A 26,908-nucleotide genomic window follows, 5' to 3' on the forward strand; every position below is an offset into this window, starting at 1 on the left:
ATGGCCCACGAGTTCGGGATGTTGCGCGTGGCGCTGCTCAGCGTGGAGGAGGCGGGCGCGCTGGTCGCCGGGAACGGCGACGACCCGCTGGTGACCATGGCCGTGGACCTGGCGTGGGGTTCGCCGGGGACGGGCACCAGTGACCCCGCCGACCGGCCGCGCGACACCATGCTGCGCTACATCACCCGCATGGGCGGCAGGGCCACCCCGTACGGGCTGTTCGCGGGCACCGCCCACGCCCGCGTCGGGGCGGAGCGGAAGCTGGAGATCGCGGGCAAGGATCAGCACAGCGCGCAGGTCAGGCTGGACTTCGAGGTGCTGCAGCGCATCGTGCTCGAGGCGATGATGGCCGCGGGGCTGGAAGGCTGGCCCATCAGGCGCAACCGCACGCTGCGCAGGAGCGCGGGCGGGCTGCGCTACACCAAGTCGGGCGACAGCACCTCCGACGTGGTGACGCTGCGGGCCACTCCCGCCATCGAGGCCGTGCTGGGCGCGGTCGGCGACAAGAGCGTACGGGCGGGCGAGCTGCTCGACGGGCTGGAGGCGCACTTCGCCGGCACCTCCCGCGAGGCGCTGCGCGACTTCGTCGGCAAGCTCGTCGACGGCGACGTGCTGCACCGGGCCATCGACCTCATCAGGCCGGGCGACGAGCCCGCCGCGCTCGCGCTGTCGATCCTCGACGGCATGGGCGACCAGGAGTCGGCCGACGTGCTCGCCGGGCTCTCGGCCGAGGCGTGCGGCGAACGGCCGCTCGACACCGGCCTCATCGGCAGGCTCAACACCGCGTGGGAGCGGGCGGCCGAGCGCATGCCGGCGCTGCGTGACTTCCCGCAGAACCGCCGCTTCCACCTCGATCTCGACATCGCCACCCGCGAGGCCACGCTCGACCGGGCCACCGTCACCGACCTCACCGACGCCGTACGGCGGCTGCAGCTCGTCTTCCCCGACAACGAGTACCTGCCGATGTTCCGCGCCGCGTTCCGCAAGCGGTACGAGGACACGGAGGCGCCCCTGCTCGACGTGCTCGACCTGGAGAACGGCGTGCTCTGGTCCGCCGAGCGCGAGTCGTCGCGGCTGGCGGAGTCGGCGCGGATCCAGCGTCCGCACGGGCACGGCGGCTCCGAGGTGCCCGTCGAGGTCTACAAGGTGCTCAACCGGTGGATCAACGGCGAGCGCGTGGTCGACCTGAGCGACCTGCCGATGGCGCCCGCCTGCTCGGCCCGCGGCCTGCTCGCCGCGCTGCTCGACGACTTCGAGGGCCGCTACCACAGCATGCTGCGGGCCGGTTACCAGCGCAGCTCGATGGCGCTGATCAGCCGGTTCGCCTTCGGCCGCGAGGACAGGACGGCCGACCTGCACGCCTGGGCGGAGCCGTACCAGGACGGCGGCGAGGCGCCCATCCACGCCGAGCTCGTCTACTCGCCGGGCATCAGGATCAGCAACGTGCTGATCAGGCCCAAGCTGCTGGAGGACGAGATCGCGCTGTCGGGCGCGGGCACCGGCTCCCTGTCGCTCGACCGGCTGCGCGTCCGCCTCGAAGGTGACGCCATCCGGCTGCGCGACTCGGTGACGGGCCGCGACGTCGTCGTGGAGATGAACGCCGCGCACAACGTCGCCGCCAGCGGCATGGACCCCATCTACAGCTTCCTCGGCATGCTCGTCTCGCCCGGCGCGATCGGCTGGTCGTGGGGGGCGCTGCAACGGCTGTCCCACCTGCCCAGGGTGACCTGCGGCAAGGTGGTGGTCTCGCCGGAGACGTGGACGGTCGGCGGGGCCGACCTGTCCAGGGCGCTGGCCTCGCCCCGGCCGGGCGAGCAGCTCCGCCGCCTGCTCGACGGCTTCGGCGAGCGCAGGTGGGTCGGCGTCGGCGACGACGACCGCGTCCTGGCGGTGGACCTCGACTCCGCCGAGTCGGTGCGGGTCTGCCTCACCCGGTACGCGCGCGACGCCAAGGTGGCGCTGACCGAGATGCCGCACGTGGAGAGCCCCGCCTCGCGCGGGCCGTCGGGACGGCACGTCACCGAGCTGGTGGTGCCGCTGCGGCCCGGCACGCCGTACCGCAGGGCGGCCCGCGCGGCCGCGCCCCACGACCCGCGGGCCGGCAGGTCGTGGGTCTACTTCAAGTACTACTGCGGCTCCTCGGCCGCCGACGCGGTCATCGCCGAGGCGCACGCGCTGTCGGCGCGGCTCAGGCAGGCCGGCGCCGTCACCGACTGGTTCTTCGTCAGGTACCACGAGGAGGGCTTCCACGTCCGCGTCCGCATGCGGCCGGCCGGCGCGGAGCACCGGGCGGCGGTCATCTCCGCCATGGACGGCCTCGCCACCGCGCTGCGGGAGCGCGGCCTGGTGGTCAGGTCCGTGATGGACGACTACGTGCCCGAGGTCACCCGGTACGGCGGAGCCGCCTGCCTGCCGGCGGCCGAGGCGCTGTTCACCGCGGACAGCGACGCCGTCGCCGGCCACGCGGCCGCGGCGCCCGACGAGAGCGAGCGGCTCTACCAGCTCGTGGCCGACATGCTGTCCTGGTCGCGGACCCTGTTCGGCGACGACGGGACCGCGCACGACTTCCTGCGCTGGCGGCAGAGCGGGCTGGTGCTCTCCTTCGAGAAGACGGGCAACCCGCAGGGCGTCTTCTTCCGCAACCACCGAGCCCGGCTCGACGCGTACCTGGCGGAGGCCACCTTCGATCCCGTCCTGCGGGAGCGGCTGGCCGCGTTCGGGGACGCGCTCGCGGCGGCGGCACCGGAGCGGTCCGCGCTGTTCGCGGTGGCCAGCTCCACCCTCCACATGCACTGCAACAGGCTGCTGGCCGTGGACTCCCGTCGGCTGGAGTTCCTGGCCTGCGAGCTGGCCATGCGCAAGCTCCGCGAGTACCTGGCTCGCGGGCGGACAGGGGAGCCGAGATGAAGATCCAGCCGGCCGTGCAGGAGCTGGACGGGGGCGAGTTCAGGACGTTCATGAGCTCGTTCCCGACCGGGGTCGCGGTGGTCACGACGCTGGACGCGGCGGGCAAACCCCTCGGGTTCACCTGCTCGTCGCTGTGCAGCCTGTCGCTGGCGCCGCCCCTCCTGCTGGTGTGCGTCAACAGGGCCAGCGGAACGCTCGGCGCGCTGCGCGCGCACGGCGCCTTCGCGGTCAACCTGCTGGGCGAGAGCGGCAGGCAGGTGGCCGAGATCTTCGCCACGCCCCGCTCCGAACGGTTCGACGCCGTGCCGTGGCATCCGACGGGGCCGTGGTCGCTCCCGTGGTTGCGGGAGCACGCGCACGCCGTGGCGGAGTGCGAGCTGCGGGAGATCCACCCGGGCGGCGACCACGTCATCGTGGTCGGCGCGGTGACGGGAGTACGGCTCGGCGACGGGCGGGCCACGCCATTGTTGAGAGGGCTCAGCCGTTACTCCGTCTGGCCCGGCTGACGGACTCCTTATCCGAGTCCTGGGACGATCACCGATGCCCCGTCCCCCATCGAAGGAGACCCTTTTCATGAGCAGCACAATGGCTATTTCGGCCACCGGTCTGGTGAAACGTTACGGCGTGGGGGACGCGTCCGTCACGGCGCTCGCCCGCGTCGACGTCGAGCTGGGCAAGGGTGCGTTCACCGTGGTCATGGGGCCTTCCGGATCGGGCAAATCCTCGTTGCTGCATTGCCTGGCGGGGCTGGACCACGTCGATGAGGGGACAATCCGGCTGGGCGATATCGAGCTCACCGCGTTATCCGACAAAGAGCTCAGCGTGGTCCGCAGAAAAAGAATCGGATTCGTTTTCCAGTCGTTCAACCTGATGCCCACGCTCACCGCCGAGCAGAATATCCTGCTGCCCTTCGACCTCGACGGCGCGGCACCGGACCGCGACTGGTTCGACCTCGTCGTCGACCGCCTCGGCCTGCGCGACAGGCTCGGGCACCGGCCCAGCCAGCTGTCCGGCGGACAGCAGCAGCGGGTCGCGTGCGCCCGCGCCCTGCTCACCAAGCCCGACGTGATCTTCGCCGACGAGCCCACCGGCAACCTCGACACCCGCTCGGGCGCCGAGGTGCTGACGTTCCTGCGCGAGTCGGTCGACTCCCTCGGCCAGACGGTCGTCATGGTCACCCACGACCCGATCGCGGCCGCCCACGCCGACCGGGCGCTGTTCCTGGTCGACGGCGCCGTCGTCGCCGACCTGCCGGACCCCACCGTCGAGGTGCTCGTCGACGCGCTGAGGAAGCTGGAGACCGCCTGATGCTGAGGCTGGCCTGGGCCAACGTCGTCGTCCGCAGGTCGCGCCTGGCGATGTCGGCGCTCGGCGTCGCGCTGGCCGTGGCGTTCGTCTGCGGCACCTTCATCGTGACCGACACCATGCGCACCGCGCTGATCGACAGCCTGAGCCAGAGCCCGTCGCAGCTCAGCGCGGCCGTGATGCGGCTCGGCCAGGCCCGCACCGTCCCCCGCGAGCTGGTGGACCGGGTACGCGCCGTCCCCGGAGTGGCCGTGGCGGAAGGCGACCTCTACGGCGCGATGACCGTCCTCGGCCCCGACGGCCGCCGCCTGTCGGCCGAGGGGGACAGGGGCGTGCTCGCCGGCATCCCCGCCGACGAGCGGCTGAGCCCGGTACGGCTGGTCGCGGGCCGCGCGGCGAGCGCCAGGAACGAGGTGGTGCTCGACCAGATCACCGCGCGCGCCCACGGGCTGGCCATCGGCTCCACCGTCAGCCTGCCCGACCCCGCCGGCGGCACCGACCCCTACGTGATCTCCGGGCTGGTCCAGCCGGGGCCGAAGCTGGCCAAGTACGGCACGACGGCCATCGTCGGCATGCCGTACGAGCGGGCGGCCGTGGTGCTCAACGCGGTGGCCGTCGGCCGCATCGACGTGCTCGCCCAGCCGGGCGTCACCCCCGAGGAGCTGGTCACGCGGCTGCGCGCCGCGCTCGGATCCGGTTACGGCGTGCTGACCGGCGAGGAGGTGCGCAGGATGGAGGCCAACGAGGCGCTGAGCGCGCTGGACGCCTTCATCTCCAGCCTCGTCATCTTCGCCCTCATCTCCGTCCTGATCTCCGGCTTCGTCGTCTACAACACCTTCTCCATCCTCGTCGTCCAGCGCTTCAGGGAGACGGCGCTGCTGCGGTGCGTCGGAGCCACCAGGCGGCAGGTGCTGCGCACCGCGCTGGCCGAGTCGGCCCTGGTGGGGCTGTTCGCGTCGGCGGCGGGGCTGGCGATCGGCGTCGGCCTGGCCCACGCGGCGATGGGGACGGTCATCGACATGGCCGACGGCATCGACCTGGCGGGCACGGCGCTGGACATCCGTCCCGGCACGCTGGTCCTCGCGGTGCTGACCGGGCTCGGCATGACGCTGGTGGCCGCCGCGATCCCCGCGCTGCGGGCCGGACGGGTGCTGCCCGTCGCCGCCCTGCGCGAGGCGCACGCCGCGCCCGCCTCCGGGCGGCGCAGGCGCTCGGCCGTGCTGGCCGTCGTCGCCGGCGTCGCCGGGCTGGCCCTGGCGGGCTACGGCGTGGCCATCGCGGACACCGGCGACGACAGCCAGACCGAGCTGGTGTTCACCGGAGCGGGAGCCGCGCTGGTGCTGGTCGCCGTGCTCGCCGCCGGGCCGCGCTACCTCCCGCCGCTGGCCGGGGCGATCGGCCGCGGCGCGCGCCGGCTGACCGGCACGCCAGGACGGCTCGCGGTCGAGAACATCAGGCGCAACCCGTCCAGGTCGGCCACGACCACCGCCGCGCTGATCATCGGACTCACCCTGGTGACGCTGGTCAGCGTGCTCACCTCGTCGATGGCGGCCTCCATCGAGGCCGGCTACGCCAAGCACTCCCCCTTCGACTACACGCTGGTGGCCGAGGGCGGCAACGCGCCCATCCCCCCGAAGGTGCAGTCGGCACTGGAGAGCAGCCCCCAGGTCGGCGGGCTGGTGCCCATCCGCCAGGGCGGGGTCCGGGCCGACATCGTCGTCAAGGGCGAGCTGCTGCGGCCGCAGGGCGTGCACCCGAAGGTCGCCGAGCTGGCGCCGGGCGCCGTGACCCGCGGGACGCTGGCCGGGTTCGGCCCGGGGAGCATCGCGCTGGAGCGCAAGCTGGCCGAGCGCATGCGCATCGACGTCGGTGACGTGCTCGACGTGCGCGCCGACGCCACGGGGATCGCGATGGAGCTGCGCGTCGTCGCGCTGCTCGACGGGCTGTCGCCGATCGGCCCGGTGGCCATGGCCGAGCCCGACTTCGTGCGGATCGCGCCGGACAAGCCGGTCTCCGTGCTGCTGCTGCGCGGCGCGAACGGCGTCGCCGAGCCCCGGCTGCGCGCGGCCGTGGACGCCGCCGTCGCCGGATACCCGTCGGTGGCGGCGCTGAGCAGGGTTGTGGCGGCCAGGCAGTGGAACACCTCGGTCGAGACCCTGCGCACGCTGCTGCTGGCCCTGCTCGGGCTGTCCGTGGTGATCGCGTTCTTCAGCCTGGCCAACACGATGTCGCTGTCGGTCGCCGAGCGGCGCGGCGAGTTCGGGCTCCTGCGGGCGCTCGGCATGACGCGCGACCAGCTGCGCAGGACCCTGACGGCCGAGAGCGTGGTGATGTCCATGCTCGGCGTGGGGGTGGGCATCGTGCTCGGAATCGTCTGCGGCTGGGCGCTGTCGCGCTCGCTGGCCATCGTCTCCGAGGCCAGGTTCGCGGTCTCCGGGGCGTTCGTCGCGGCGTTCGCCGCCCTCGGCGTCCTGGTCGGGATGGCGGCCGGGGTGCTGCCCGCGCGCCGCAGCGCCACCGCGCCGATCGTGGAGTCCCTGCGGAAGGAGTGAGGCCGCGATGCCGACGGGCCCCGAGTTCGGGATGTTGCGGGTCGCGCTGCTCAGCGTGGCGGAGGCGGAGCGGCTGGTGGCCGCCGGGAACGTCGAGGACCCGCTCGTGACCACCTGCATCAGGTTCGCCGCCAGCCCGCAACTCCTGGAACGCGCCTCTGCCGAGGAGCGGGCCGGGAACGCGGTCCTGCGGTACGTCAGCAGGATGGGCGGGCGGGCCACCCCCTACGGCCTGTTCGCCGGCACCGCCTGCGCCACCGTGGGCGACGAGCGGCGGATCGAGCTGGACCGGAGGTCACGCCATCACGTGCGCGTGCGCGTCGACTTCGGCGTCCTCGACCTCCTGGTCCACGAGGCCGTGCGGGAGTCCGACAGGAGGGCGTGGCCGCTCAGGCGGAACCCGACGCTGCGCCGCGCCGGGGACGGCCTGCGGTTCGCCCAGGCGGGCGGGGCCGGCGCCGACGTGGTGACCGTTCGCGAGGTCCCCGCGATCACGGCGCTGCTGGAGGTGCTCGGTGACGGGGTGGCGTCGGCGGAGGAGCTGGCCGACGCGCTCGCCGCCCGGATGCCGGCCGCGTCCCCGGAGGCGCTGCACACGTTCGTGGCCCGGCTCGTGGACGGCGGGATCCTGCACCGGGCCACCGGGCTGATCGGGCCGGGCACCGAGCCCGCCGCCCTCGCCTCGGCCGTGCTCGGCCGGGTCGGCGACCGCGCGCGGGCCGGGGCGGTCACCGCCCTGTCCGCGGACGTCTGCGGCGACCACCCGCTGGACCCCGGGCTGGGCGACCGGCTGAACAAGGGCTGGGAGGCCGCCACGCGCGACGTGCCCGCGCTGCGCGACCTTGAGGAGAACCGGCGCTTCCAGCTCGACCTCGGGATCGCCACCACGTCGGCGTCCGTCGACCGGGCGACGGTGGACGAGCTGGACGGCGCGCTGCGCAGGCTGGAGCTGATGTTCCCGGCCGCCGACCCCCTGGCCGGCGTGCGCGAGACGTTCCGCGGCCGGTACGGCGACGCCGAGGTGCCCCTGCTGGAAGCCCTCGACCTGGAGAACGGCATCCTGCCGGGCGCCGACCGCTACGCGTCCCGGCTGGCACGCATGGCGGGCGTCGAATCCTCTGGCCCAGGGGAGCCCCCCGCGCCGTCCCCTGTCCAGTTCGAGGCGCTGCGCGACTGGCTGAAGGAGGGGCGTCCGGTGGACCTGGCGGGCTACCCGGCGGCGGCGCGCGGCAGCGTGTCGGCGGTGCACGCCGCGCTGCTGGACGAGCGCGAGGGCGGGTACCGCAGCCTCCTGATGGCCGGGTACCGCAGGACGTCGACCGCCGTGCTCAGCCGGTTCGCCCTGGGCGACGACGAGCTGACCGCACGGATGCGGGCCTGGGTCGCCGACGACGATCCCGGCGCGCCGATCCACGCCGAGCTGGTGTACGCACCCGGCGGCCGGGTGGGCAACCAGCTCCTGCGCCCGCGCCTGTTCGAGGAGCAGATCTCGCTGACCGGCGCCGCCGGCGGCTCCTTGCGGCTGGACCGGCTGCTCGTCGGCCTGGACGGGGACACCTGGCGGCTGCGTGACCGGGTCTCCGGCCGCGAGGTGATCGTGGAGCTGAGCTCGGCGCACAACGTGCTCGGCCACGGCCTGGACCCGATCTACCGGTTCCTGGCCGCGGTCGTCTCGCCGGGGAGCCTCGCCTGGCGGTGGGGGCCGTTCCTGGAGCTGCCCCACCTGCCGCGGGTGACCTGCGGCAGGACCATCGTCTCGGCCGAGCGCTGGCGGCTGACCGGTGGCGAGGTGGAGGCCGTCCTGGGCGCGGCCGAGCCGGACGCCGTGCTGCGCGGGGCGTTGCCGGGCCTCGGCGAGCGCCGATGGGTCGGGGTGGGCGAGTCGGACCAGCTCCTGCCGGTCGACACCTGGTCGGCGCGGTCGATCCGGGCCTGCCTGGCCGCCGGGGACAGCGTGACGGTCGTGGAGCTGCCGCAGGTGGAACGGCCCGCGGCGACCGGCCCTGATGGCCGGCACGTCAGCGAGGTCGTGGTGCCGTTGCGCGCCAGGCGGACGCCGCTCCGCCGCCCTGGCCCCGTCGCCGTCCACGATCCCTCGGCGGGCTCGTCCTGGGTGTACGTCAGGTACTACGCGGGGCCCGCGGCGGCCGACGCCGTGGTGGGCCGGGCGGCGCGGGCCGTCGGCGGGCTGATGGACCGGAAGGTGGCGGCGGGCTGGTACTTCACCCGCGACGACGACCGCGGGCAGCACGTGGGGATCAGGGTACGGCCGGAGGGCGAGGGACGGCGTGACACGGTCCTGGCCGCTCTGGCGGGGCTGGGGCGGGAGCTGCGAGCCGAGGGCCTGGTCACCCGGGTGATGTCGGACGATCACGTGCCCGAGGTCGCCCGCTTCGGCGGGCCCGCCTGCCTGGCGCGGGCGGAGGAGCTCTTCCACGCGGACAGCGCGGCCGTGGCCCGGTTCCTGGCCACGTCGCCGGGAGAGGAGGCGCGCCTGTACGAAGCGGTGTCGACGGCCCTTGCCTGGTGCTCGCTCTGGTTCGGCGGCCATGAGGACCGGCACGGTTTCCTGCGGGAGCGGCAGGCGGGCCTCGGACTGTCGGGCGCCTCGCCGGACAACAGGATCGGCAGGTTCCACCGGGAGCATCGGGCGGCGCTGGACGCGTACCTGGCGGGAGCGGTTCCCGATCCGCGTCCCCTGGAGGCGCTCGGATCCTTTCGCGAGGCGGTGCAGGCGCAGCGCGACATTCTGGGAGCGGTGCTGCGCCTGCATTTCAACAGGCTCTTCAGATTCGACGCCGGGAGGCTCGAATTCCTGGCGTACGAGCTGGCCGTCCGCAAGCTTCGCGAGCTGATGGCGCGAGAGCGCTGTTCATCCCCGTCCCCGTCCCCGTGAATTTCAGTGACAGCGACCCTGCTGCCCGGCCAGCACGCCCCCGTAATGGCCGGCCGGTCGTCCCGCGCCGGGTATGTGCATGGAGGTGACCCGGAGTTCGAGCTCGGGATTGCCGCGCAGCATCCATTCGTGGCAGAGCCGCAGCTCGTAACTGGGTGCGATGCCGAGCTCGGCGGCGAGCGCCCGCTGCGTTTCCTCGAAAACCCTGAACGCGTCGGCCTGGCGGCCGCTGCGGCACAAAATGATCATTTGCATGATGCGCAGGTGCTCGTTCAGCGGATGCTGGTGCACCAGCGCGGTGACGTCGTTGAGGGCTTCCACGCGGCGCCCCAGTTCGAGCAGGAGCAGCAGGCGCTCCTGCATGGCGATGAGCCGTAGTTCGGCGAGCCTGGTCCGCTCCACCTCGGCGAACGGGCCGGGCGCGCCCAGCAGGGCGGTGCCCCGCCACATCGACAGGCTGCGGTCGTAGCCGGCCAGGGCCGTCCGGGCGTCGTGGCCGCGCCGGCCCTGCCTGGCCTGGGCCAGCAGGTCCTCGAAGCGCCAGGCGTCCAGGCCGCCGGGTGACAGGTCCAGCACGTAGCCGGACCGGTTGCTGGTCAGCGGCTGCGACCAGCCGTCGGGGGAGCGGCGCGGGGTGAGCCGCCTGCGCAGGTTGGCCACGTAGGTGTGCAGGCTGCTCCTGGCGGTGGCGGGCGGGCGGTCGCCCCAGATCGCGTCGATCAGCTCGTCCCTGGAGATCACCTCACCCAGTCGCATCGACAGAACGGCCAGCAGCGCGCGTTGCTTGGGAGGGCCTGGATTGAACTCCTTCCTGTCATGCCAGATCACGATGGAACCGAGCAAGCCGATATGAGGCGTGCTCAATTCTGGTCCTTCTCGGTTGGGTGCGAATCCGGTTTCCGGTGCATAGTGGACCACATTCTTGATCGTTGTGCATGCCTGTCTTCCTGTCAATGGAGACAGTGGAAAGCGATTGTTATTCAGAATCTAACCTACTGGTTCAGTCGGGAATCGTATGGCAGGCACCCCTCACGAGCTGGCCATAGGTGTTATATGTGGCGCTCGTATGGCGTCTCTTTGCGGCCGTTGCGCAGGCTGTGAACCGGCAGACAATTGCCGTGACTGGGGGCGGTATGGGGCCGATGAAAATGTCCACCTTGAATAACGGTCCACGGCGCGACGGGCTCACGATCGACGGTGTGGTGCAAACCAGGAGAACGTCACTGACGCTTCCCAAGAAAATGTCGATCGAGGCCTGGAAGAAGGTAGGCCAGCAGATCTGGCGCATCTCCGACTCCTCGACCTGGTGGCTCGGCGACTGGCTGGTCTACGGGCAGCGCCGCTTCCCCGACAGGTACCAGCGGGCCATCGAGGAGACCTCGCTCGACTACCAGACCCTGCGCAACTACGCGTGGGTGGCCAGGAAGTTCAGCCCCGGGCGCCGGCGCGCGTCGCTCAGCCTCCAGCACCACGCCGAGGTCGCGGCGCTGCCGGAACCCCTCCAGGACGAATGGCTCGACCGGGCCCAGGAGCTGGGCTGGTCGCGCAACCGCCTGCGCGCCCACATCAGGGAGACAGCCGAGCGTCAGCTCGCCGAGCTCGCCGCCGAGGTCCAGGTGCGGATCGAGATCAGCGCGGAGCAGCGTACCCGCTGGGAGAGCGCGGCGGGCCGGGCCAGGCACGACCTCGGCGACTGGATCGTGGCCATGCTCAACAGGGCCGCCGTGCAGTGCCATGCCGACTGATCGCACCCGGGCGGCGGCATGATCTCCGGGAGGTTCGCCGCGGTGGCGCCCAGCGCCCCCTCCTTCGACGAGGCGTGCGAGTCGATCGCCAGGGAGCCGGGCGCCATCAGGTCGATCTTCCCGGCCGCGGCCCGCCGCTGGGGCGGAGGGCCGTCGCTGTTCGAGGGCTGGGGCGTCGAGGACGTGACCCGCGTGCTGCTCGTGGCCGCGCTCCCGCTCACCGGCGACGACCTGGCGGCGGAGGTGGAGGCCCTGTACCGGGCGGGCGGCGCCGACGAGAAGCGGGCCGTGCTGCTGGCGCTGGCGCTGCTCGGCGACGAGCTGGGGGACCGCGCGCTCGCCCTGGTCCTCGACGCGCTCGGGACCGACGAGCCACACCTGGTCACCGCGGCGCTCGGGGCCTACGCCGCACGATGGCTGCCGCCCGGCGCCGACCCCCGGGCGAGGCCACCGTGCCCGCCCGCCGGGACGGCACCCGGCTTCGACGACGACCGACGGCCATGAGCCTCGTACGTGCGGGCGCAACGCCCGGGAAGGAGAGCCGGATGCGCGTCATCGCGTGGGCCGCGGGCGGGATCGCCGTGCTGGCCGTGGCGGCGTTCGCCGTCGCCAGGAGCGCGGCCGAGCCGTCACTGGGCGAGCGGGTCTACGACTACGCCGGCGGGCAGCACCTCGAAGGCGAGATCGCCTACCGGGAGACCCCGCCGGTCGGCGGCCCGCACAACCCCGTCTGGCAGAACTGCGGCATCTACGACCAGCCCATCGGCGACGAGCACGGGGTGCACACGCTGGAGCACGGGGCGGTCTGGATCACCTACCGGCCGGGGCTGCCCCCGGCCGAGCTGGAGCTGCTGAAGAAGCTGGCAGCCAGGGACTACCTGCTGCTGAGCCCGTACCCCGGCCTGCCGGCCGAGGTCGTGGTCAGCTCGTGGAACCGCCAGCTGGTCCTGGACGGTGCCGCGGACAAGCGGCTGCCCGAGTTCATCCGCAGGTTCACGATGAACCCGGAGCTCGCGCCCGAGCCGGGCGCGCCGTGCACTCAGGGGACGGGAGAGCCCTCCTCGGCGTAGTCGCGGCAGCGATCGCGGATGAACTGGCGGATCGTGCCGAGGCCGGGCGGCGTGTCGAAGGAGCGCCAGACCAGCAGGATCTGGCGTGACAGGCCCGGCTCCGCCAGCCTCCTGATCACGATCTCCGAGGAGTGGCCGGTGGGCAGCGACATCGTGGGCACGAGCGCCAGCGCCGAGCCCGACACCGCCAGCGACGTGGCCATCGCGTAGTTGCCGGTCTCCAGCGCGATCTTCGGCGGGCCCATCCCCTCCGCCGCGAAGTACGTCTCCAGCGCCTCCCGGTTGGCGAACCCGCGCGGCCCCGTCACCAGCGGCCAGCGGGCCAGCTCGCGCGGCGCGAGCGGGCCGGGCTCCCTGGCGGCCTCGTGGTCGGCGGACATCACCGCGTACAGGGCCTCCACCAGCACCGTCTCCGACTCCAGGGACGGCGGCAGCTCGCTGACCGGGCCGTGCTCGTAGACGTGGGTCAGCAGCACGTCGATCTCGCCGTTGATGAGCGCCGTGTCGCCCGTGGGCGGCTCGTACTCGTGGATGCTGGTGTGGATGTTCGGATAGTTGCGGCGGAACCTCAGCACCGCCTGCGGTAACAGGTGGACTCCCGCGGTGGTGAAACTGCCGATGCGGATCCTGCCCTCGGTCAGCCCGGCCACCTCGGCGAGCGCGCTGCGGGCCTCGTCCAGGATGTGCATCACCTGCCGCGCGTAGACGAGCAGGGTCTGCCCCGCCTGGGTCAACTCGACGCCACGACTGGATCGCACGAGCAGGACCATGCCCACGTCACGCTCGAGTTTCGCCAGGTGCTGGGACAGCGCCGGAGGCGTGTACCCGAGGCGAGCCGCCGCCTTCGAGATAGATCCCGTCTCGGAGACAGCGATGAGCGTGGCGAGCCGATTGAGATCCTGCATAAACCCTCCTTATAGGGCGTCGCAAGGGATTGTAAGTACTGCTCGGAGCCTTTCGCCAGCCATGCTTAACCTGTCATTGCGATAATCAAGCCGTCGCGCAACTGCCCCCGGGCATCAATTCCGCGCGCCGCCTCCAAAGGGCCAACATCTTGCGGAGAACGATGCAGAAACAGCTATATCTTTCCGACACCTACCTGCTCGACGTCGTCACACAGATTGTGGACGCCGACAGGTCCGCCCCGTGGGTGACCCTGAACGACAACATCTTCCACCCGCAGGGCGGCGGCCAACCCAGTGACCAGGGTACGGTCGACGGCGTCAACGCGCGGCCCCGCCGGGCCGGAGATTCCGTCGTGGTGCTCGACCTCGACTGCGCTCCCGAGGACGCGCCGCGCGTCGGCGACATGGTCACCGTGTCCATCGACCCCGGCCTGCGCAGGCTGCACGCCGCCCTCCACACGGCCGGTCATCTCATCGACGCGCTGGCCAGGCGGTTCGGCCTGTGTCACGTCGGCAACAGCCACTTCCCCGGCCAGGCGCGGGTCGAGTACCTGCTGGATGGCCGCGAGGTGGCCAAGGAGGGCCTGGCGGAGTTCCTGGAGGAGGGCATCGCGGCGGCGATCCGCGAGGAGCTGCCCGTCACCAGCTCCAGCCACGAGGGCCAGCGCGCGGTCACGATCAGGGGCCTGGGCACCGACCTGTGCGGCGGCACCCACGTGCCGCACCTCGGGATGCTGGCCGAGGTCACGATCCGCTCCATCAAGGCCAAGTCCGGCCGCCTGCGCATCGGCTACGACGCCGCGCACACGAGGACATGATCGGAGGCTCCCATGGACCCGGACCTTGATCTGGACCCCAGCCTGGACCCCGGCCTGGACCCGGACGCCGCGGCGCTGCTGCGGCGGATCGCGGCCGCGGGCGCGCCGCCGCCGCACGCGGGCACCCCCGAGCAGGCCAGGCAGGCGCACTGCCGCTCGGCGCCCGCACTCGCCGGCCCCGGCGAGCCGGTCGCCGAGGTCGATGACACCACGGTGTCCGGGGTGCCGGTACGCCTCTACCGCCCGGCGGGCGCCCGGGGCGTCACGCTCTACCTGCACGGCGGCGGCTGGGTCCTGGGCACGCTCGACACCTACGACACGCTCTGCCGCGCGCTGGCCAACCGCTCGGGAACGACCGTGATCTCGGTCGCCTACACCCTCGCCCCCGGCGCGCGGCACCCCACGCAGCTGCGGCAGGCCCGCTCCTGCCTCGCCTGGGCCGTGCGCGAGCAGGCCGGGGGAGAGCCGGTGGCGGTGGCGGGGGACAGCTCGGGCGCCCATCTCGCAACCCTGCTCGCCCAGTCGGAGCCGGAGTCGGTCCGCGCGCAGGCGCTGATCTACCCGGTCATCGACCCCCTGCTGAACAGGGAGTCGGCGCTGACGTACGCCAAGGGCTACTACCTGGAGACCGAGACCCTGCGCTGGTTCTGGGACCAGTACCTGCCCGCCGACCCCAGCGCGGCGGGGGAGCCGGTCAGCCCGCTGGACGGGCCGCTGGAGCGTACGCCGCCCACCCTGCTGCTCACCGCCGGATTCGACCCGCTGCGCAGTGAGGCCGAGGAGTACGCGGCGCGCCTGGAGTCGCTCGGCGTGCCCGTCGAGCGCGCGCATTTCCCCGGGCAGATTCACGGGTTCGCCCGCTTCACCGGCGTCATCGGCCAGGCGGCCGACGCCCTGCGCACGGTCGGTGACTTTCTCCGCCGCACCGCCGGTTAACAAGTCTTTCGCGTCCGAAAAGAAATCGCTGTTACCGGGCGCCGGCCGCGGCGTGCGATTCTTCAGGGCACCGGAATAATCATGAAGGCGGTATCATTTTGAATTTCGACGACGGAGTGCACGCGGCGGTCGAGGAAACGGCCGCCGAGATTCTGGGCCCGTGGCTGCCCCAGGTCCGCGCGGTCACCCGGCGCGCGCCGTGGGACACGGTCCTGGCCGAGCCCGTCGAGCTGGCCGTGGGCGACCTGCTGGAGCTGGCCACGCAGGACCCCGCCGCCGGAGGCTCCTGGGAGCTGGTGCTGAGGACCTACCGCGCCTACCGGGCCGTCCTCGTCTACCGCCTCGCGCACGCCCTGCTGGAGCACGGCGGGCGGGAGGGCCCGGCCGAGACGCTGGCCAGGCGCCTGTCGGAGCAGGCCAAGGTGGAGACGGGCGTCGAGCTGCACCCGGCGGCGCGGATCGGGCCCAGGTTCATGGTCGATCACGGGTACGGGACCGTGGTGGGGGAGACCGCGGTCCTCGGCAGCGACTGCTACCTGCTGCAGGGCGTGGTGCTGGGCTCCATCAAGATCCACAACAATCCGTCGAGCAAGCGGCACCCGACGCTGGGCGACCGCGTGGGCGTCGGGGCGTTCGCCAGCATCCTGGGGCCGGTCGTGATCGGCGACGACGTCCTGATCGGCGCGCACGCGTTCATCAAGCACGACGTGCCCGACGGCGCCTGCGTCAGCGTGCTGCACCAGTACCAGGTGGTCACCGGCTCGGCGGAGGTCGCGGTCAGCGGCGTGGAGCCGGCGGGCGTCGGCCGCTTCCTCGTGCACGGCGCGGGCCTGCACGATCCCGAGTTACGCGTCGAGCAGCTCACCCGGGACCGCTCGGCGCAGGCCGCGGTCCTGGAACGGGCCAGCGAGCGGCTGCTGGTCGAGCTGCCCGAGACCGTGGCCGCGGCGGAGACGCGGCTGCGGCTGAGCGGGCCGGGCGGCTCCAGCGTGACCGTCGCCCTGCCCAGGGCCCGGCTGGCCCGCGACGCAGGGGGGCGCCATGTCTGAGCCGCTGCGCTCCCGCCCCTGGGTGGCGATCGTGGGGCTGTACGTGGTGGTCTGCCTGATCTGGGGGACGACCTGGCTGGGCATCAAGTTCGCGGTGACGGACCTGCCGCCGCTGCTGGCCGCCGGGCTGCGCTTCCTGATCGCGACCCCGATCCTGCTCGGGCTGTGCTGGTTCCGGCGGGTGCCCGTGCTGTTCACGCGGGCGCACCTGGGCTTCGCCGCGTTCGTCACCCTGTGCTACTTCGCCATCCCGTACCTGCTGCTGAACGTCGGCGAGCAGTACGTCTCCTCCGGCCTGACCGCGATCTGCTTCTCCACGGTGACGATCCTGATCGTCGTGCTCAGCGTGCCCATGCTCGGCACGCGGCTGACGGCCGGGCAGGTCGTCGGCGTGGTCGTGGCGTTCTCCGCGCTCGTGCTGCTGGTCCTGCGGATCCAGGACGTGTCGGTGACCAACGGCTGGGGCGTGGTGACGATCCTGGGCGCCGCCTTCATGCACTCCTACGCCTACCTCTACATCAAGAAGCACGGCGGCCAGGTGCACGTGCTGACGCTGAACACGCTGCCGCTGGCCGCGGCGGGGGTGATGCTCACGATCGCCGGCCTGCTGACCGACTCAGGAGCGAGCGCCGGCTTCACCACCAGGGCCGTGCTGGCCACCCTCTACCTGGGGCTGGTGGCCTCGGCGCTGGGCTTCCTCGGCTACTTCTGGCTGCTGCAGCGGCTGAGCGCGGTGACGATGTCGTTCATCTTCGTGATCTTCCCCGTGGTGGCGATGTTGTTCTCCGCCGCGGTCGAGCAGACGGTGTTCACCCCGCTCGACATCCTGCTCATGTTCCTCATCCTGGGCGCCTTCGCCTGGACCCAGCTCTCCCCGCGCCTGGGGGCACGGCGCGCGGCGCCGGAGGAGCCGCCGACCCCGGCGCAGCTCCGGCAGCTGTACGCGGCCGCCGAGCGGGCCTACCCGGCCGAGTGCTGCGGCTTCGTGCGCCGCTCCGGGGTTCGCGAGTGCGTCAACGTCATCGACGAGCAGCAGTCCGTCTCCGACAGGACGGCCACGACCGGTTACGTCTTCAGCCCCGCCGACCTGCTCGAACTGTCGCGCTCCTTCGACGGCGACGACCCGGTCGTGCTCATCTACCACTCGCACCCGGACGCCGGCGCGTACTTCAGCGACGAGGACCAGCGCCACGCCGTCTTCGACGGCCTCCCCGTCTACCCCGTCGACCACCTCGTCATCGACGTCACCGCCGAGCGCGCCAAGGGCGCCCGCCGCTTCCGCTTCAGCGAGGCGGAGGGCCGCTACGTCGAGAGCGGCGCGTACGGCGAGCCGCGCCCCAGGCAGGCGCAGAGCGTGGCGGACAGGCTGGGGGATCGGTGACCCGCGCGATCGGCGACTCCGTGCTCGACGTCATCGGCTCGACCCCGATGGTGCGGCTGGCCCGCCTGACCCGCGACCTGGACAGGGACGTCTACATCAAGCTGGAGCTGCTCAACCCGGGCGGCAGCCACAAGGTGCGCATCGCGCTCAACATGGTGCTGGAGGCCGAGCGGGAGGGCCTGCTCACCAGGGGATCAGGCCAGACGATCATCGAGCCGACCGGCGGGAACACCGGCACCGGCCTGGCCATGGCCGCCGCCGTCCTCGGCTACCGGCTGGTCCTCGTGGTGCCCGACAACTACAGCCCGACCAAGCAGGCGATGTTGCGCGCGTACGGGGCCGAGGTGCTGCTCGCCGATCACCGCCTGGGCGGCAACGCGCACGGCGAGCGGGCCATGGAGCTGCTGTTCGAGAACCCTGACTGGGTCCTGCTCAACCAGCAGGCCAACCCGGCGAACCCGCAGATCCACGACAGGGCCACCGCGCTGGAGATCTACCGCGACTTCGGCGGCGAGGTGCCCGACGCGATGGTCGCCGGCGTCGGGACCGGCGGCCACCTCACCGGCGTCGGCCGGACGCTGCGCGCCTTCCGCGAGGACCTGCGCATCACCGCTGTCGTGCCGCGCGACTGCTCCCTGCTGAAGAACCGCTTCGTGATCCACCACCTCCAGGGGCTGGCGGTCGGGCTGGTGCCCGCCGTCCTCCAGGTCGAGCTCATCGACGACGAGATCGAGGTGGATTACGACGACGCCGTGGCCATGATGGCGCGACTCATGCGGACCGAGGGGCTCGCCGTCGGCCTCTCCTCGGCGGCGAACGTGGTGGCCGCGCTCGAATGCGCGCGCCGGCTGCCGGCCGGCTCCAGGATCCTCACCTTCGCCTACGACTCAGCCCACGACTACCTGAACGTCTTCGCCGGCGAAGACGCCTGACCTTCGAGAAGGAGACCCCCATGGCCGTCCCAGGACGACAGGCTCCCACGGACCTGGCCGCCACCGAGCTGTTCGCCGTCGACGCCTACCGCAGGTCGTTCGAGAGCGAGGTGGCCGAGGTCGACCCGGAACAGAACCGGGTCAGGCTGGCCAGAACCGCCTTCTACCCGGGAGGCGGCGGCCAGCCGCACGATCTCGGCCTGCTGAGCTGGGACGGCGGCAAGGCGGAGGTCGTCAGGGTCAAACGCGAAGGCGCGCGCATCTGGCACTGGCTGGAGACGGCCGAGCTGCCCCAGGCCGGCGTGGAGCTGCTCGGCGAGCTCGACTGGGAGCGCCGCCACCTGCTGATGCGCACCCACACCGCCCTGCACGTGCTCTGCGGCGTCATCTGGAAGGAGTTCGAGATCCCCGTGACCGGCGGCAACATGGAGCCGGGCCGCGGCCGCCTGGACTTCCCGCTGCCCTCGCTCTCGCAGGACCTCGGCGAGCGCATCGAGCGGAGGATGAACGAGGAGATCCAGGCGGCCAGGGAGGTCATGGTCGAGTTCGTCGGCAGGGCAGAGGCCGACCTGGACCCGGCCCTGATCCGCACCGCCGCCAACCTCATCCCCGCCGAGATCGATCCGCTGCGGGTCATCGACATCGTCGGCGTCGACAGGCAGGCGGACGGCGGGACCCACGTGGCGGACACCTCGATGGTGGGTGCGGTCGCCGTGGTCGGCATGGAGTCCAAGGGCAAGGAGAACAAGCGCATCAGGATCGAGGTGCGCGACGCGTAGCCGCACCACGGATCCGCCCGATCGAACGAATCGGGCGGATCAGGCGGCGTGAGGTCGCCTTCGCCGGCCTTGCGCGGCCTGGGCTGGAGGCGGCCTCAGGGCGGCTCAGACGGCTTGGGCGGAGGTCCGGTTGACGGCGCTGGCGACGGCCAGCACGGCCGCGCGGGCCGGGTCGGCCGCCAGGCCCACGCCCCACAGGGTCTCCCCGCCGACGACGCACTCGGCGTACACCGCGGTGTCCTCGCCGACCACCTGCTCCTCCAGGTGCGAGGTCCGTACGGCCAGCCCGCCCGCCGCCAGCGAGGCGGCGAAGGCGGCGGCGACGTCCGGCCCGCTGCCGCTGACCCGCAGCTCGCCGCCGTCCAGCGAGACCAGCGCCGTGACCTCGACGGGCCCGCCGGCCGCCGGCCGGGACGTGTGCTCGGCGACGGTCAGCCTGGACCCCGGCCGCAGGTACTCCGACCCGAACAGCTCCCAGATCCGCTCGGTGTCCACCTCCGCGCTGTGCGACTCGCTGTAGCGCTGGACGGTCCGCGCGAACTCCACCTGCAGCCGCCGCGGCAGCGCCAGGCCGCTGCGCGACTGCAGCAGGTAGGCGGTCCCACCCTTGCCCGACTGGCTGTTCACCCGGATCACCGCCTCGTACGTGCGCCCCACGTCCGCCGGGTCGATCGGCAGGTACGGCACCGCCCACGGCACCTGACGCGGGCTGCGCCCGAGCCTGGCCGCCTCCCGCTCCATGGACTCGAACCCCTTCTTGATCGCGTCCTGGTGCGACCCCGAGAAGGCGGTGTAGACCAGGTCCCCCGCGTACGGGTGGCGCGGATGCACCGGGATGCGCGTGCACTCCTCGGCGACCTGCCTGATCGCGCCGAGGTCGGAGAGGTCGAGCATGGGGTCGATGCCCTGGGCGAACAGGTTCATGCCCAGCGTCACGAGGCACACGTTCCCGGTGCGCTCGCCGTTGCCGAACAGGCAGCCCTCGACGCGGTCGGCGCCCGCCATCACGGCCAGCTCGGCCGCCGCGATCCCGGAGCCCCGGTCGTTGTGGGGGTGCACGGAGAGGCAGACCGACTCGCGGTGACTGAGGTTGCGGTGCATCCACTCGATCTGGTCGGCGAAGACGTTCGGCGGGGCGCACTCCACGGTGGCGGGCAGGTTGACGATGATCGGCCGGTCGGGGGCGGGCTGCCAGACCGTCATGACGGCCTCGCAGATCTCCAGGGCGAAGTCCGGCTCGGTGGAGGAGAAGGACTCCGCCGTGTACTCGAACGACACCACGCCGCCCCGGTGGTCCTCGGCGAGCTTGGTACACAACCGGGTGCCGCTCACGGCCAGGTCGATCGCCCCCGCCCGGTCGATGTCGAACACCACGCGGCGCTGCAGGGGCGAGGTCGAGTTGTACAGGTGCACGATGGCCTGCCGCGCCCCGTCCACGGCCTCGAAGGTGCGCTCGATGAGCTCGGCGCGGGCCTGCGTGATGACCTGGATGGTGACGTCGTCCGGCACGAGGTCGAGCTCGACCAGCTCGCGGACGAAGTCGAAGTCGATCTGGCTCGCCGCCGGGAAGCCCACCTCGATCTGCTTGAAGCCCATCCGGCAGAGCAGGGCGAACATCTTGTGCTTGCGCGGCAGGTCCATGGGCTCGGCCAGTGCCTGGTTGCCGTCCCGCAGGTCCACCGAGCACCACAGCGGGGCCCGGACGATCGGCCTGTCCGGCCAGGTCCTGTCGGGCAGCTCGAGTGCGGGCGCGGCGGAGTACCGGTGGAATGGCATGCCGCTGCCCCGCTGAATCGGTGCGGACCAGCGCAACTCATGATCAGACATGCGGTCCCCTCGTAACGCAGTATCTAGTCTGCTCGGTCCCAGATGGGAGCCAGATCTCTCGCGACCTTGATGTCGTCGTTCGACGTCCCGGCGGCGACCATGGGCCAGACGAGGGCGTCCTCGCTGACCACGAAGTCGATGACGACAGGCGCGTCGCTGAACGCCTCCGCCTTTCTCACCACGGCCTCCACGTCCTCGGCGCGATCGCAGCGCAGCCCGGCGCAGCCGTGCGCCTCGGCGTAGGCCACGAGGTCGGGAACCCGCGTGGAGTCCAGGTGACTGCCGTGGAACCGGCGGCTGTAGAACAGGTCCTGCAGCTGCCTGACCATGCCGAGACCCCCGTTGTTGATCACGGCCACCTTGATGGGGATCCGCTCGCGCGCGCAGGTGGCCAGCTCCCTGCCCGTCATCTGGAAGCACCCGTCACCGTCGATCACCCAGACCTGGCGGCCGGGACGGGCCAGGCTCGCCCCCATCGCGGCCGGGATCGCGAACCCCATCGTGCCCAGGCCGCCGGAGTTGATGAACGTGCGCGGGTGCTCGTAGGAGACGAACTGCGCGGCCCACATCTGGTGCTGCCCGACCCCGGCGACGTAGCAGGCCTCCGGACCGACGAGCCGGCCGAGGGTCTGGACGACGTACTGCGGGCTGAGCGAGCCGTCCTCGGGTGCGCTGTAGCCGAGCGGGTACGTGCGCTGCAACGCGCGCAGCCGCGCCCACCACGGGTCCAGCCGCTCGCGGTCGCCGCCGTCCCGGGCGAGCAGGCCGAGCAGCCCGGTGATGGTGGTCCCGCAGTCGCCGGGCAGCGCCACGTCCGCCTTGACGATCTTGGAGATCTCGCTCTCGTCGATGTCGGCATGGACGATCCTGGCCAGCGGCGCGAACGACGACGCCTGGCCGGTGACCCTGTCGTCGAAGCGGGCCCCCAGCGCCACGACCAGGTCGGCCTGCTGGAGCGCGCCGACGGCGGCGACGGAGCCGTGCATGCCCGGCATCCCGAGGTTCTGCGGGTGGGAGCCGGGGAACGAGCCCAGCGCCATCAGCGTGGTCACCACCGGCGCGCCGGTCAGCTCGGCCAGGGCGCGGAGCCCGGCGGTGGCCCCGGCCAGCTGCACGCCGCCGCCGACGTACAGCACCGGGCGGCGGCTCTCCCTGATCAGCCGCGCGGCCGCGTCGAGCGCCTCGGGCGGCGGCGCCGCCGAGGCCGGCGCCCGGTGGGCGGGCCACTCGACGTCGCCGTACCCGGTGAGGGCGGCGCGGGCGATCTCGACGACCACCGGCCCCGGCCGGCCCGCCGTGGCGAGCCTGAACGCCTCGGCGATCGTGACCGACAGCTCCGACACCTCGGTGACCGTGAACGCGTGCTTGATCCCCGACATGGCCAGCTCCGCCAGCGAGATGTCGGCCAGCCGCTCGTCGGCCCGGCCGTACTGGTCGAGCACGATGGCCACCAGCGGGGTCGAGTCCTTGTAGGCGTTGATCACCGGGGTCACCAGGCTGGTCGCGCCGGGGCCCGCGGCCACGACGCAGACGCCGGCCTCGCCCGTCGCCATGGCGTAGCCCTCGGCCGCGTGGCCCGCCCCCTGCTCGTGGCAGGCGCGCACGTGGCGCACCCGGGTCCCCGAGTAGGACGCGAGCTCGTCCGTGCACGGCCCGTGGAAGACGGTGGACACCCCGCAGATCTCCAGGGCCGAGATGAGGATGTCCACCCCCTGGGACGCTCGCATGCTCAGGACCAGACGACGAGCGGGCCGGCACCGGTGAGGCCGACGAAGAACGACAGCGTGATGCGCCGTCCACCCGTGCACGGGGTGACCAGGTGGTAGTTGCGCGGGTCGAACATGATCGCGTCGCCGACGTCCGGATTCACCGACACCGAGGGCTCGCTCTCGGTCAGGTAGGTCGCGTAGCCGTACCCGTCCCGGTGCGCCTCGTCGCTCGGCTTCCACCCGCGGCGGAACACCACGGCCTCGCCGCCGCCGTCGGGCTTGGACAGGTGGCAGTTGAACGCGAGCTGGGCCACGGGGATCTGGTCCAGGCCCGTCGGGCATTCACGGGCGATCTCGTCGAAGTGCATCAGGGCGCTGTTGTTGATCTCCCTGATCATCCCCGCGTACATCGGCCTGCCCCCGGACGTGGCCCGCTGGACCCGGTTGCCCCAGGCGGCGGAGAGCCGGTCCATGGCGGTCCCCAGCGGGTCCTCGCCGTCGAGCAGGGTGGCCCTGGCCTTGGCGTCACGCTCCGCGTTGTCGAAGTAGGCGTCGCCGAGCTCGCCGGTCTTGTAGAAGTCGTAGGCGGCGGGACCGAGCTTGGCGATCGGCGGCGTGAAGGCGTAGCTGCCCATCTCGGCCGCGTTGACGCCGTCGACGATGGCGGTGCACTCGGCCGTGGTGAAGAAGTTCTTGATCTGGAGCGCGCCGACGACCCCCGCGGCGAGCCTGACGAGATGATCGTGCGTCAGCTCCTCGACGACCTCGGCGTCGAAGAGCGTGTAGACAGAGGTCGCCGCGACGGAGTCGTCGTATGTGTATTGCGACTTAACTGCGACCATCGAAATGTTCACCCCCAGGTATGCGTTAAAAGCATTTGGAGTATTGCATCGCAAAATTCAGTAGGGGTAGGAAGAAATCGTTAAGGGGTCGTGTTCGACCTCTTTGGGTCGGCGAACGTGTGGAGTTTATGTGGCGGTCGCGCTGATGCTGGTCGTGGGGGGCAATCAGGTACCGGACATCGCACGGGGGATCGTTTGTCACACTCGGAGACGTCGGCGACCTGCCGAAACTTACCTGACCATGCCGGCGGGCGGGCACCGCTGGGCCGGTCCGTACTCGCCAGACCCACCTCGCTGAGCCTCGCGGAAGAGGTCACGCTCGATGAATGGAAGCACGTCGGGCAACAAATATTCTTAATATCCGACTCGTCGGCGTGGTGGCTCGGGGACTGGCTCAACTATGGCCGTGATCGTTATCCCGATCGTTATCGCAGGGCGTTGGCGGAGACCGCGCTCGACTATCAGACATTGCGGAACTACGCCTGGGTCGCCGGGCGGTTCAGCCACCAGCGCAGGCGCGCGGCGCTCAGCTTCCAGCACCACGCGGAGGTCGCCTCGCTGCCCGAGGGAGAGCAGGAACGGTGGCTGGACGAGGCGGAGCGGCGGGGATGGACGCGCAACCGCCTGCGCGCCATGATCAGGCCCGTCCAGGGCCGCTCCCTCCCCACCCTTCAGGAGACCGTGCGGATCAGCGTGCGGACCTCCGCCGACCAGATGCGCGTCTGGGAGGAGGCGGCGGGCCGGACGGCGCTGGAGCTGCACGAGTGGATGGTGGTCATACTGAACGAGGCCGCCGGTAGCGGCGGGTGACTCAGGCGGCGGTCGCGGGGCTCCGGTTCCGTCAGATCCGGACCACGGCGGTGCGGGTGTGGCCGCGGCTGCCGCCCAGCTCCACCTTGATCGCGCGCTTGGCCCTGCGCACGCCGCGGTCGCCCTCCTTGACCGACCTCACCGGCCAGGGCAGCGAGATCCTCACCTCGTCGGCCGTTCTCGACGGGTCGGAGACCGCGAGCCGTACCAGCTCGTCGTCGCGGCGGACCAGCAGCGTGCAGGGGCCGTCGGCGGCGAGCGGCCCGTGCGCGGTCTCCACGGTCCCGGCGCGCCAGAAGACGGCGAACAGGAGGTCGCCGCGGGAGACGGCCTGCACGGAGGAGGAGTTGGCGAGGATCCTCAGCTGCAGGCCGTAGGCCGCCGTCCGCGCGGCGCAGGCGCCGGGCAGCACGGCGTAGGCGTAGGCCGCCTTGCGCGGATCGACGCCGTGGTCGATGACGATCGTCGTGTAGTGCCGGGTGACCGGGGTCCCGTCGCCGCCGGTGGTGGCGCCCTTGTCGATGTCCCGCCAGCGGCCGGTGCGCTTCTCGCGGATCACCTTGGCGCCGGCGCTGCCGTGGTCGAGCAGCGCGTAGCCGGCCACGCCGGGCAGGTGGATCCAGCCGTCGCCCCGGGCCAGCGGCGGGTGGCCGTCGTGGGTGTTGCGGTTCTCCACGATGGTCTCGACGCGGCGGCCGTCCGAGGCGGTGATGCCGGCGCCGAGGGCGACCACCACGTCGTCGAGCAGGAACCACGCCTTCTTCGCCCGCAGCGAGGAGCCGCCGGCGACCAGCTGCATGGCGGCCACGCCGTACTCGCCGTCGAGGGCCACGCCGCCCGCCCACGGGGTGGGCGGCAGGCGGCGGTGCCCGTGCCCGAGGTCGGCCCGCCTGCGGGTGTCGACCGTCGTGCCCGGCAGCCGGTACGGGTCGATCGTCGGCCACAGCTCGTCGTTCCAGTGGGTGAGGTCGCCGGTGTAGAGGTAGGTCATGCCGTCGCCGGTGTACCAGCCGTGCAGGTTCTCCCTGTTCATGGCCTCGGCCGCGCCGATGCGCCGCGAGCTCATCGCGATCGCGAAGGCCCAGCCGGGACGGCGGTGCACCACCCGGTCCATGTCGGCGAAGACGTACGTGCCCGTCGTCCGCGGGCCGGCCTCGACCGTCGGGTCCTCCAGCAGGGCCCTGGCCTTGGCGACGCTCGACAGCGGGGCGATCGTCTCGTACGGGACGGCCTGGTTGCGGGCCAGCCAGCCCTTCACCAGCGGGCGCCAGCGCCGGGCATGGCGCTCGGGCGCCGTGTCCAGCAGGGTCAGGATCGCCTCGACCGTCTTCTGCCCCGAGTGGTAGTCGCGGTGGCCCTGGCGCGAGATGGACCGGCCGCGCACGCAGTCCATCATCAGCCCGTCGAAGACGAACGGCACGAAAGAGCGGTCCACGATGTCGTAGACCTCCTCGATGCCGGAGATCTCCCACGGCGACCGCGCGAGCATGACGATCAGCTTGGCCACGCTCTCCAGGTAGTCCACGCCGTACGCGCCGGTGTAGGGGTGGACGTCGTGCTGGATGAAGGAGCCGTCCCGGTAGAAGCCGTCGCCCGGGCCCCTGGTCGGCCGCAGCAGGTCGGAGACCGCGTCCCTGGCCCGCCTGACCAGGCGGGCGTCGTGGGTGAGCAGCCCGCGCATGGCCACCGCCATGGCCTTGCCCGCGCGGTTGGCGCCGGTCTCGACCACGCCGGGATGGCTGACCCGGCGCTCCGGGTCTGGGCACCAGCGGCGCAACGGGCGCAGCCAGCGCTTGAGGCGCTTCTCGGGCAGGCCGTCGTAGAGCAGGGCGCAGGTGTCGGTCAGCGAGCGGGGGACACCGATCTCCCACCAGTACCAGTTGCTGCCGCGCGGGTCGAGGCTCTCGTGGTACGCGTGCTCGTACAGGAAGTCCAGCGCCTTCGCCGCCGTTTCGGCGACCCGGTCGTCCCCGTGCATGGCGGTACCCGGCGTCGCCCAGCCCAGCGCCAGCGTGCGCATGCGGTTGTAGGCGCGGTTGAAGTTGCCCGTACGGGGGTCGTCGAGCGGCAGGTCGGGCCAGAGGCTCGGGCGGCGGCCGGCGGAGAAGCGCAGCTTGCGCAGCACCGCGTTGGCCGAGCCCTCGACCGCCTGCGTCTTGTCGGCGTAGGCGGCGTCGTACTCGCCGCCGGCCAGCAGGCTCACCCACCGCTCCCGCGCGGCGTCGAACGCGGCCGCGCCGCTCTCTTCAGCGGGCCCGGCCGCCTCGGCCGGTCCCTCCCACAGGGCGAGGCCGGCCGTGGCGGCGGCGCCCAGCAGGGCGGAACGCCGGCTGAGGGGGTGGATCACCATGCGCATGAGGATATGGACACCCGATATTCGCGCATCCCCGCGTTCCGTCCGCCCGACAGCAGTTGAACCCCCGTCTCCACGATCACATCGTAGAT

At 72.1% G+C, this 26,908-nt stretch carries 21 protein-coding genes; 15 read left to right on the plus strand and 6 right to left on the minus strand.

All coding sequences use genetic code 11. From position 1 onward, the window contains the following. The 5 genes from HD593_RS10205 to HD593_RS10225 all read left to right on the plus strand — a co-directional run bounded on the left by HD593_RS10205 (position 1) and on the right by HD593_RS10225 (position 9,660). On the plus strand, positions 1 to 2,907 hold the full coding sequence (locus tag HD593_RS10205; RefSeq protein WP_185101936.1) for a lantibiotic dehydratase: 2,907 nt from the start codon (positions 1 to 3) through the stop codon (positions 2,905 to 2,907). Beyond that, the gene (locus HD593_RS10210; protein ID WP_185101937.1) at positions 2,904 to 3,413 is read left to right on the plus strand and encodes a flavin reductase family protein; all 510 of its coding nucleotides are present in this window, start codon (positions 2,904 to 2,906) and stop codon (positions 3,411 to 3,413) included. Before HD593_RS10205 ends, HD593_RS10210 begins: the two co-directional genes overlap by 4 nt. 67 nt (positions 3,414 to 3,480) lie before the next feature. Continuing rightward, complete coding sequence (locus HD593_RS10215; RefSeq protein WP_185101938.1) at positions 3,481 to 4,215, plus strand: ABC transporter ATP-binding protein; 735 nt, start codon at positions 3,481 to 3,483, stop codon at positions 4,213 to 4,215. Then, the gene (locus HD593_RS10220) at positions 4,215 to 6,764 is read left to right on the plus strand and encodes an ABC transporter permease (RefSeq protein WP_185101939.1); all 2,550 of its coding nucleotides are present in this window, start codon (positions 4,215 to 4,217) and stop codon (positions 6,762 to 6,764) included. Before HD593_RS10215 ends, HD593_RS10220 begins: the two co-directional genes overlap by 1 nt. A 7-nt stretch (positions 6,765 to 6,771) precedes the next feature. Beyond that, positions 6,772 to 9,660, plus strand: a complete 2,889-nt coding sequence (locus HD593_RS10225; RefSeq protein ID WP_185101940.1) for a thiopeptide-type bacteriocin biosynthesis protein — start codon at positions 6,772 to 6,774, stop codon at positions 9,658 to 9,660. 3 nt (positions 9,661 to 9,663) lie between these two features. Here the strand turns inward: HD593_RS10225 and HD593_RS10230 are convergent, their stop codons facing one another. Then, positions 9,664 to 10,503, minus strand: coding sequence for an AfsR/SARP family transcriptional regulator (locus HD593_RS10230; RefSeq protein WP_185101941.1), 840 nt, complete (start codon positions 10,501 to 10,503; stop codon positions 9,664 to 9,666). Positions 10,504 to 10,808: 305 nt separating this feature from the next. Here HD593_RS10230 and HD593_RS10235 point away from each other — a divergent pair, with 305 nt between their 5' ends. From HD593_RS10235 to HD593_RS10245, 3 genes are read left to right on the plus strand one after another with little or no spacing between them, the layout of a single operon-like run. Further along, entirely contained in the window at positions 10,809 to 11,405 is a 597-nt protein-coding gene (locus HD593_RS10235) for an LmbU family transcriptional regulator (protein WP_185101942.1), read from the plus strand. 18 nt (positions 11,406 to 11,423) lie between these two features. Then, a complete protein-coding gene (locus HD593_RS10240) occupies positions 11,424 to 11,909 on the plus strand; it encodes a hypothetical protein (protein WP_185101943.1) in 486 nt (161 codons plus the stop codon). A 41-nt stretch (positions 11,910 to 11,950) separates the two neighbouring features. Beyond that, the gene (locus HD593_RS10245; protein ID WP_185101944.1) at positions 11,951 to 12,475 is read left to right on the plus strand and encodes a DUF3105 domain-containing protein; all 525 of its coding nucleotides are present in this window, start codon (positions 11,951 to 11,953) and stop codon (positions 12,473 to 12,475) included. Here HD593_RS10245 and HD593_RS10250 read toward each other — a convergent pair. After that, entirely contained in the window at positions 12,445 to 13,380 is a 936-nt protein-coding gene (locus tag HD593_RS10250) for a LysR family transcriptional regulator (protein WP_185101945.1), read from the minus strand. The two genes, HD593_RS10245 and HD593_RS10250, sit on opposite strands and share 31 nt — an antisense overlap. Before the next feature lie 161 nt (positions 13,381 to 13,541). On the opposite strand from HD593_RS10250, the gene HD593_RS10255 reads away from it, so the two are divergent. From HD593_RS10255 to HD593_RS10280, 6 genes are all read left to right on the plus strand, one after another. Next, a complete protein-coding gene (locus HD593_RS10255) occupies positions 13,542 to 14,198 on the plus strand; it encodes an alanyl-tRNA editing protein (RefSeq protein ID WP_185101946.1) in 657 nt (218 codons plus the stop codon). A gap of 12 nt (positions 14,199 to 14,210) precedes the next feature. Beyond that, positions 14,211 to 15,134, plus strand: a complete 924-nt coding sequence (locus tag HD593_RS10260) for an alpha/beta hydrolase (RefSeq protein ID WP_185101947.1) — start codon at positions 14,211 to 14,213, stop codon at positions 15,132 to 15,134. 98 nt (positions 15,135 to 15,232) lie between these two features. Continuing rightward, positions 15,233 to 16,183, plus strand: coding sequence for a serine O-acetyltransferase (locus HD593_RS10265; protein WP_185101948.1), 951 nt, complete (start codon positions 15,233 to 15,235; stop codon positions 16,181 to 16,183). Then, positions 16,176 to 17,564 carry an EamA family transporter gene (locus HD593_RS10270; RefSeq protein WP_185101949.1) on the plus strand — a complete coding sequence of 463 codons (1,389 nt, stop codon included), beginning with the start codon at positions 16,176 to 16,178 and terminating at the stop codon, positions 17,562 to 17,564. Before HD593_RS10265 ends, HD593_RS10270 begins: the two co-directional genes overlap by 8 nt. Continuing rightward, positions 17,561 to 18,496, plus strand: a complete 936-nt coding sequence (locus tag HD593_RS10275) for a PLP-dependent cysteine synthase family protein (protein ID WP_185101950.1) — start codon at positions 17,561 to 17,563, stop codon at positions 18,494 to 18,496. The genes HD593_RS10270 and HD593_RS10275 overlap by 4 nt, the downstream gene beginning before the upstream one ends. Positions 18,497 to 18,516: 20 nt before the next feature. Next, positions 18,517 to 19,275 (plus strand): alanyl-tRNA editing protein, encoded by a 759-nt coding sequence (locus HD593_RS10280; RefSeq protein WP_185101951.1) that lies wholly within the window; start codon positions 18,517 to 18,519, stop codon positions 19,273 to 19,275. A gap of 105 nt (positions 19,276 to 19,380) precedes the next feature. On the opposite strand, the gene leuA is transcribed toward HD593_RS10280, so the two are convergent. The 3 genes from leuA to HD593_RS10295 all read right to left on the minus strand — a co-directional run bounded on the left by leuA (position 19,381) and on the right by HD593_RS10295 (position 23,653). After that, positions 19,381 to 21,051 carry a 2-isopropylmalate synthase gene (gene leuA / locus HD593_RS10285; RefSeq protein ID WP_185101952.1) on the minus strand — a complete coding sequence of 557 codons (1,671 nt, stop codon included), beginning with the start codon at positions 21,049 to 21,051 and terminating at the stop codon, positions 19,381 to 19,383. Positions 21,052 to 21,125: 74 nt separating this feature from the next. Continuing rightward, positions 21,126 to 22,829: a thiamine pyrophosphate-dependent enzyme gene (locus tag HD593_RS10290; RefSeq protein ID WP_185101953.1), complete on the minus strand. Its 1,704-nt coding sequence runs from the start codon at positions 22,827 to 22,829 to the stop codon at positions 21,126 to 21,128. Positions 22,830 to 22,831: 2 nt separating this feature from the next. Then, a complete protein-coding gene (locus HD593_RS10295; protein WP_185101954.1) occupies positions 22,832 to 23,653 on the minus strand; it encodes a 2OG-Fe(II)-dependent halogenase WelO5 family protein in 822 nt (273 codons plus the stop codon). Between the two features lie 117 nt (positions 23,654 to 23,770). Between HD593_RS10295 and HD593_RS10300 the strand changes: the two genes are divergently transcribed. Next, positions 23,771 to 24,463, plus strand: coding sequence for an LmbU family transcriptional regulator (locus tag HD593_RS10300; RefSeq protein WP_312904433.1), 693 nt, complete (start codon positions 23,771 to 23,773; stop codon positions 24,461 to 24,463). A 31-nt stretch (positions 24,464 to 24,494) separates the two neighbouring features. On the opposite strand, the gene HD593_RS10305 is transcribed toward HD593_RS10300, so the two are convergent. Beyond that, a complete protein-coding gene (locus HD593_RS10305; protein ID WP_221524705.1) occupies positions 24,495 to 26,813 on the minus strand; it encodes a polysaccharide lyase 8 family protein in 2,319 nt (772 codons plus the stop codon). Positions 26,814 to 26,908 lie beyond the last annotated feature (95 nt).

The organism is Nonomuraea rubra (assembly GCF_014207985.1).
Lineage (GTDB): Bacteria > Actinomycetota > Actinomycetes > Streptosporangiales > Streptosporangiaceae > Nonomuraea > Nonomuraea rubra.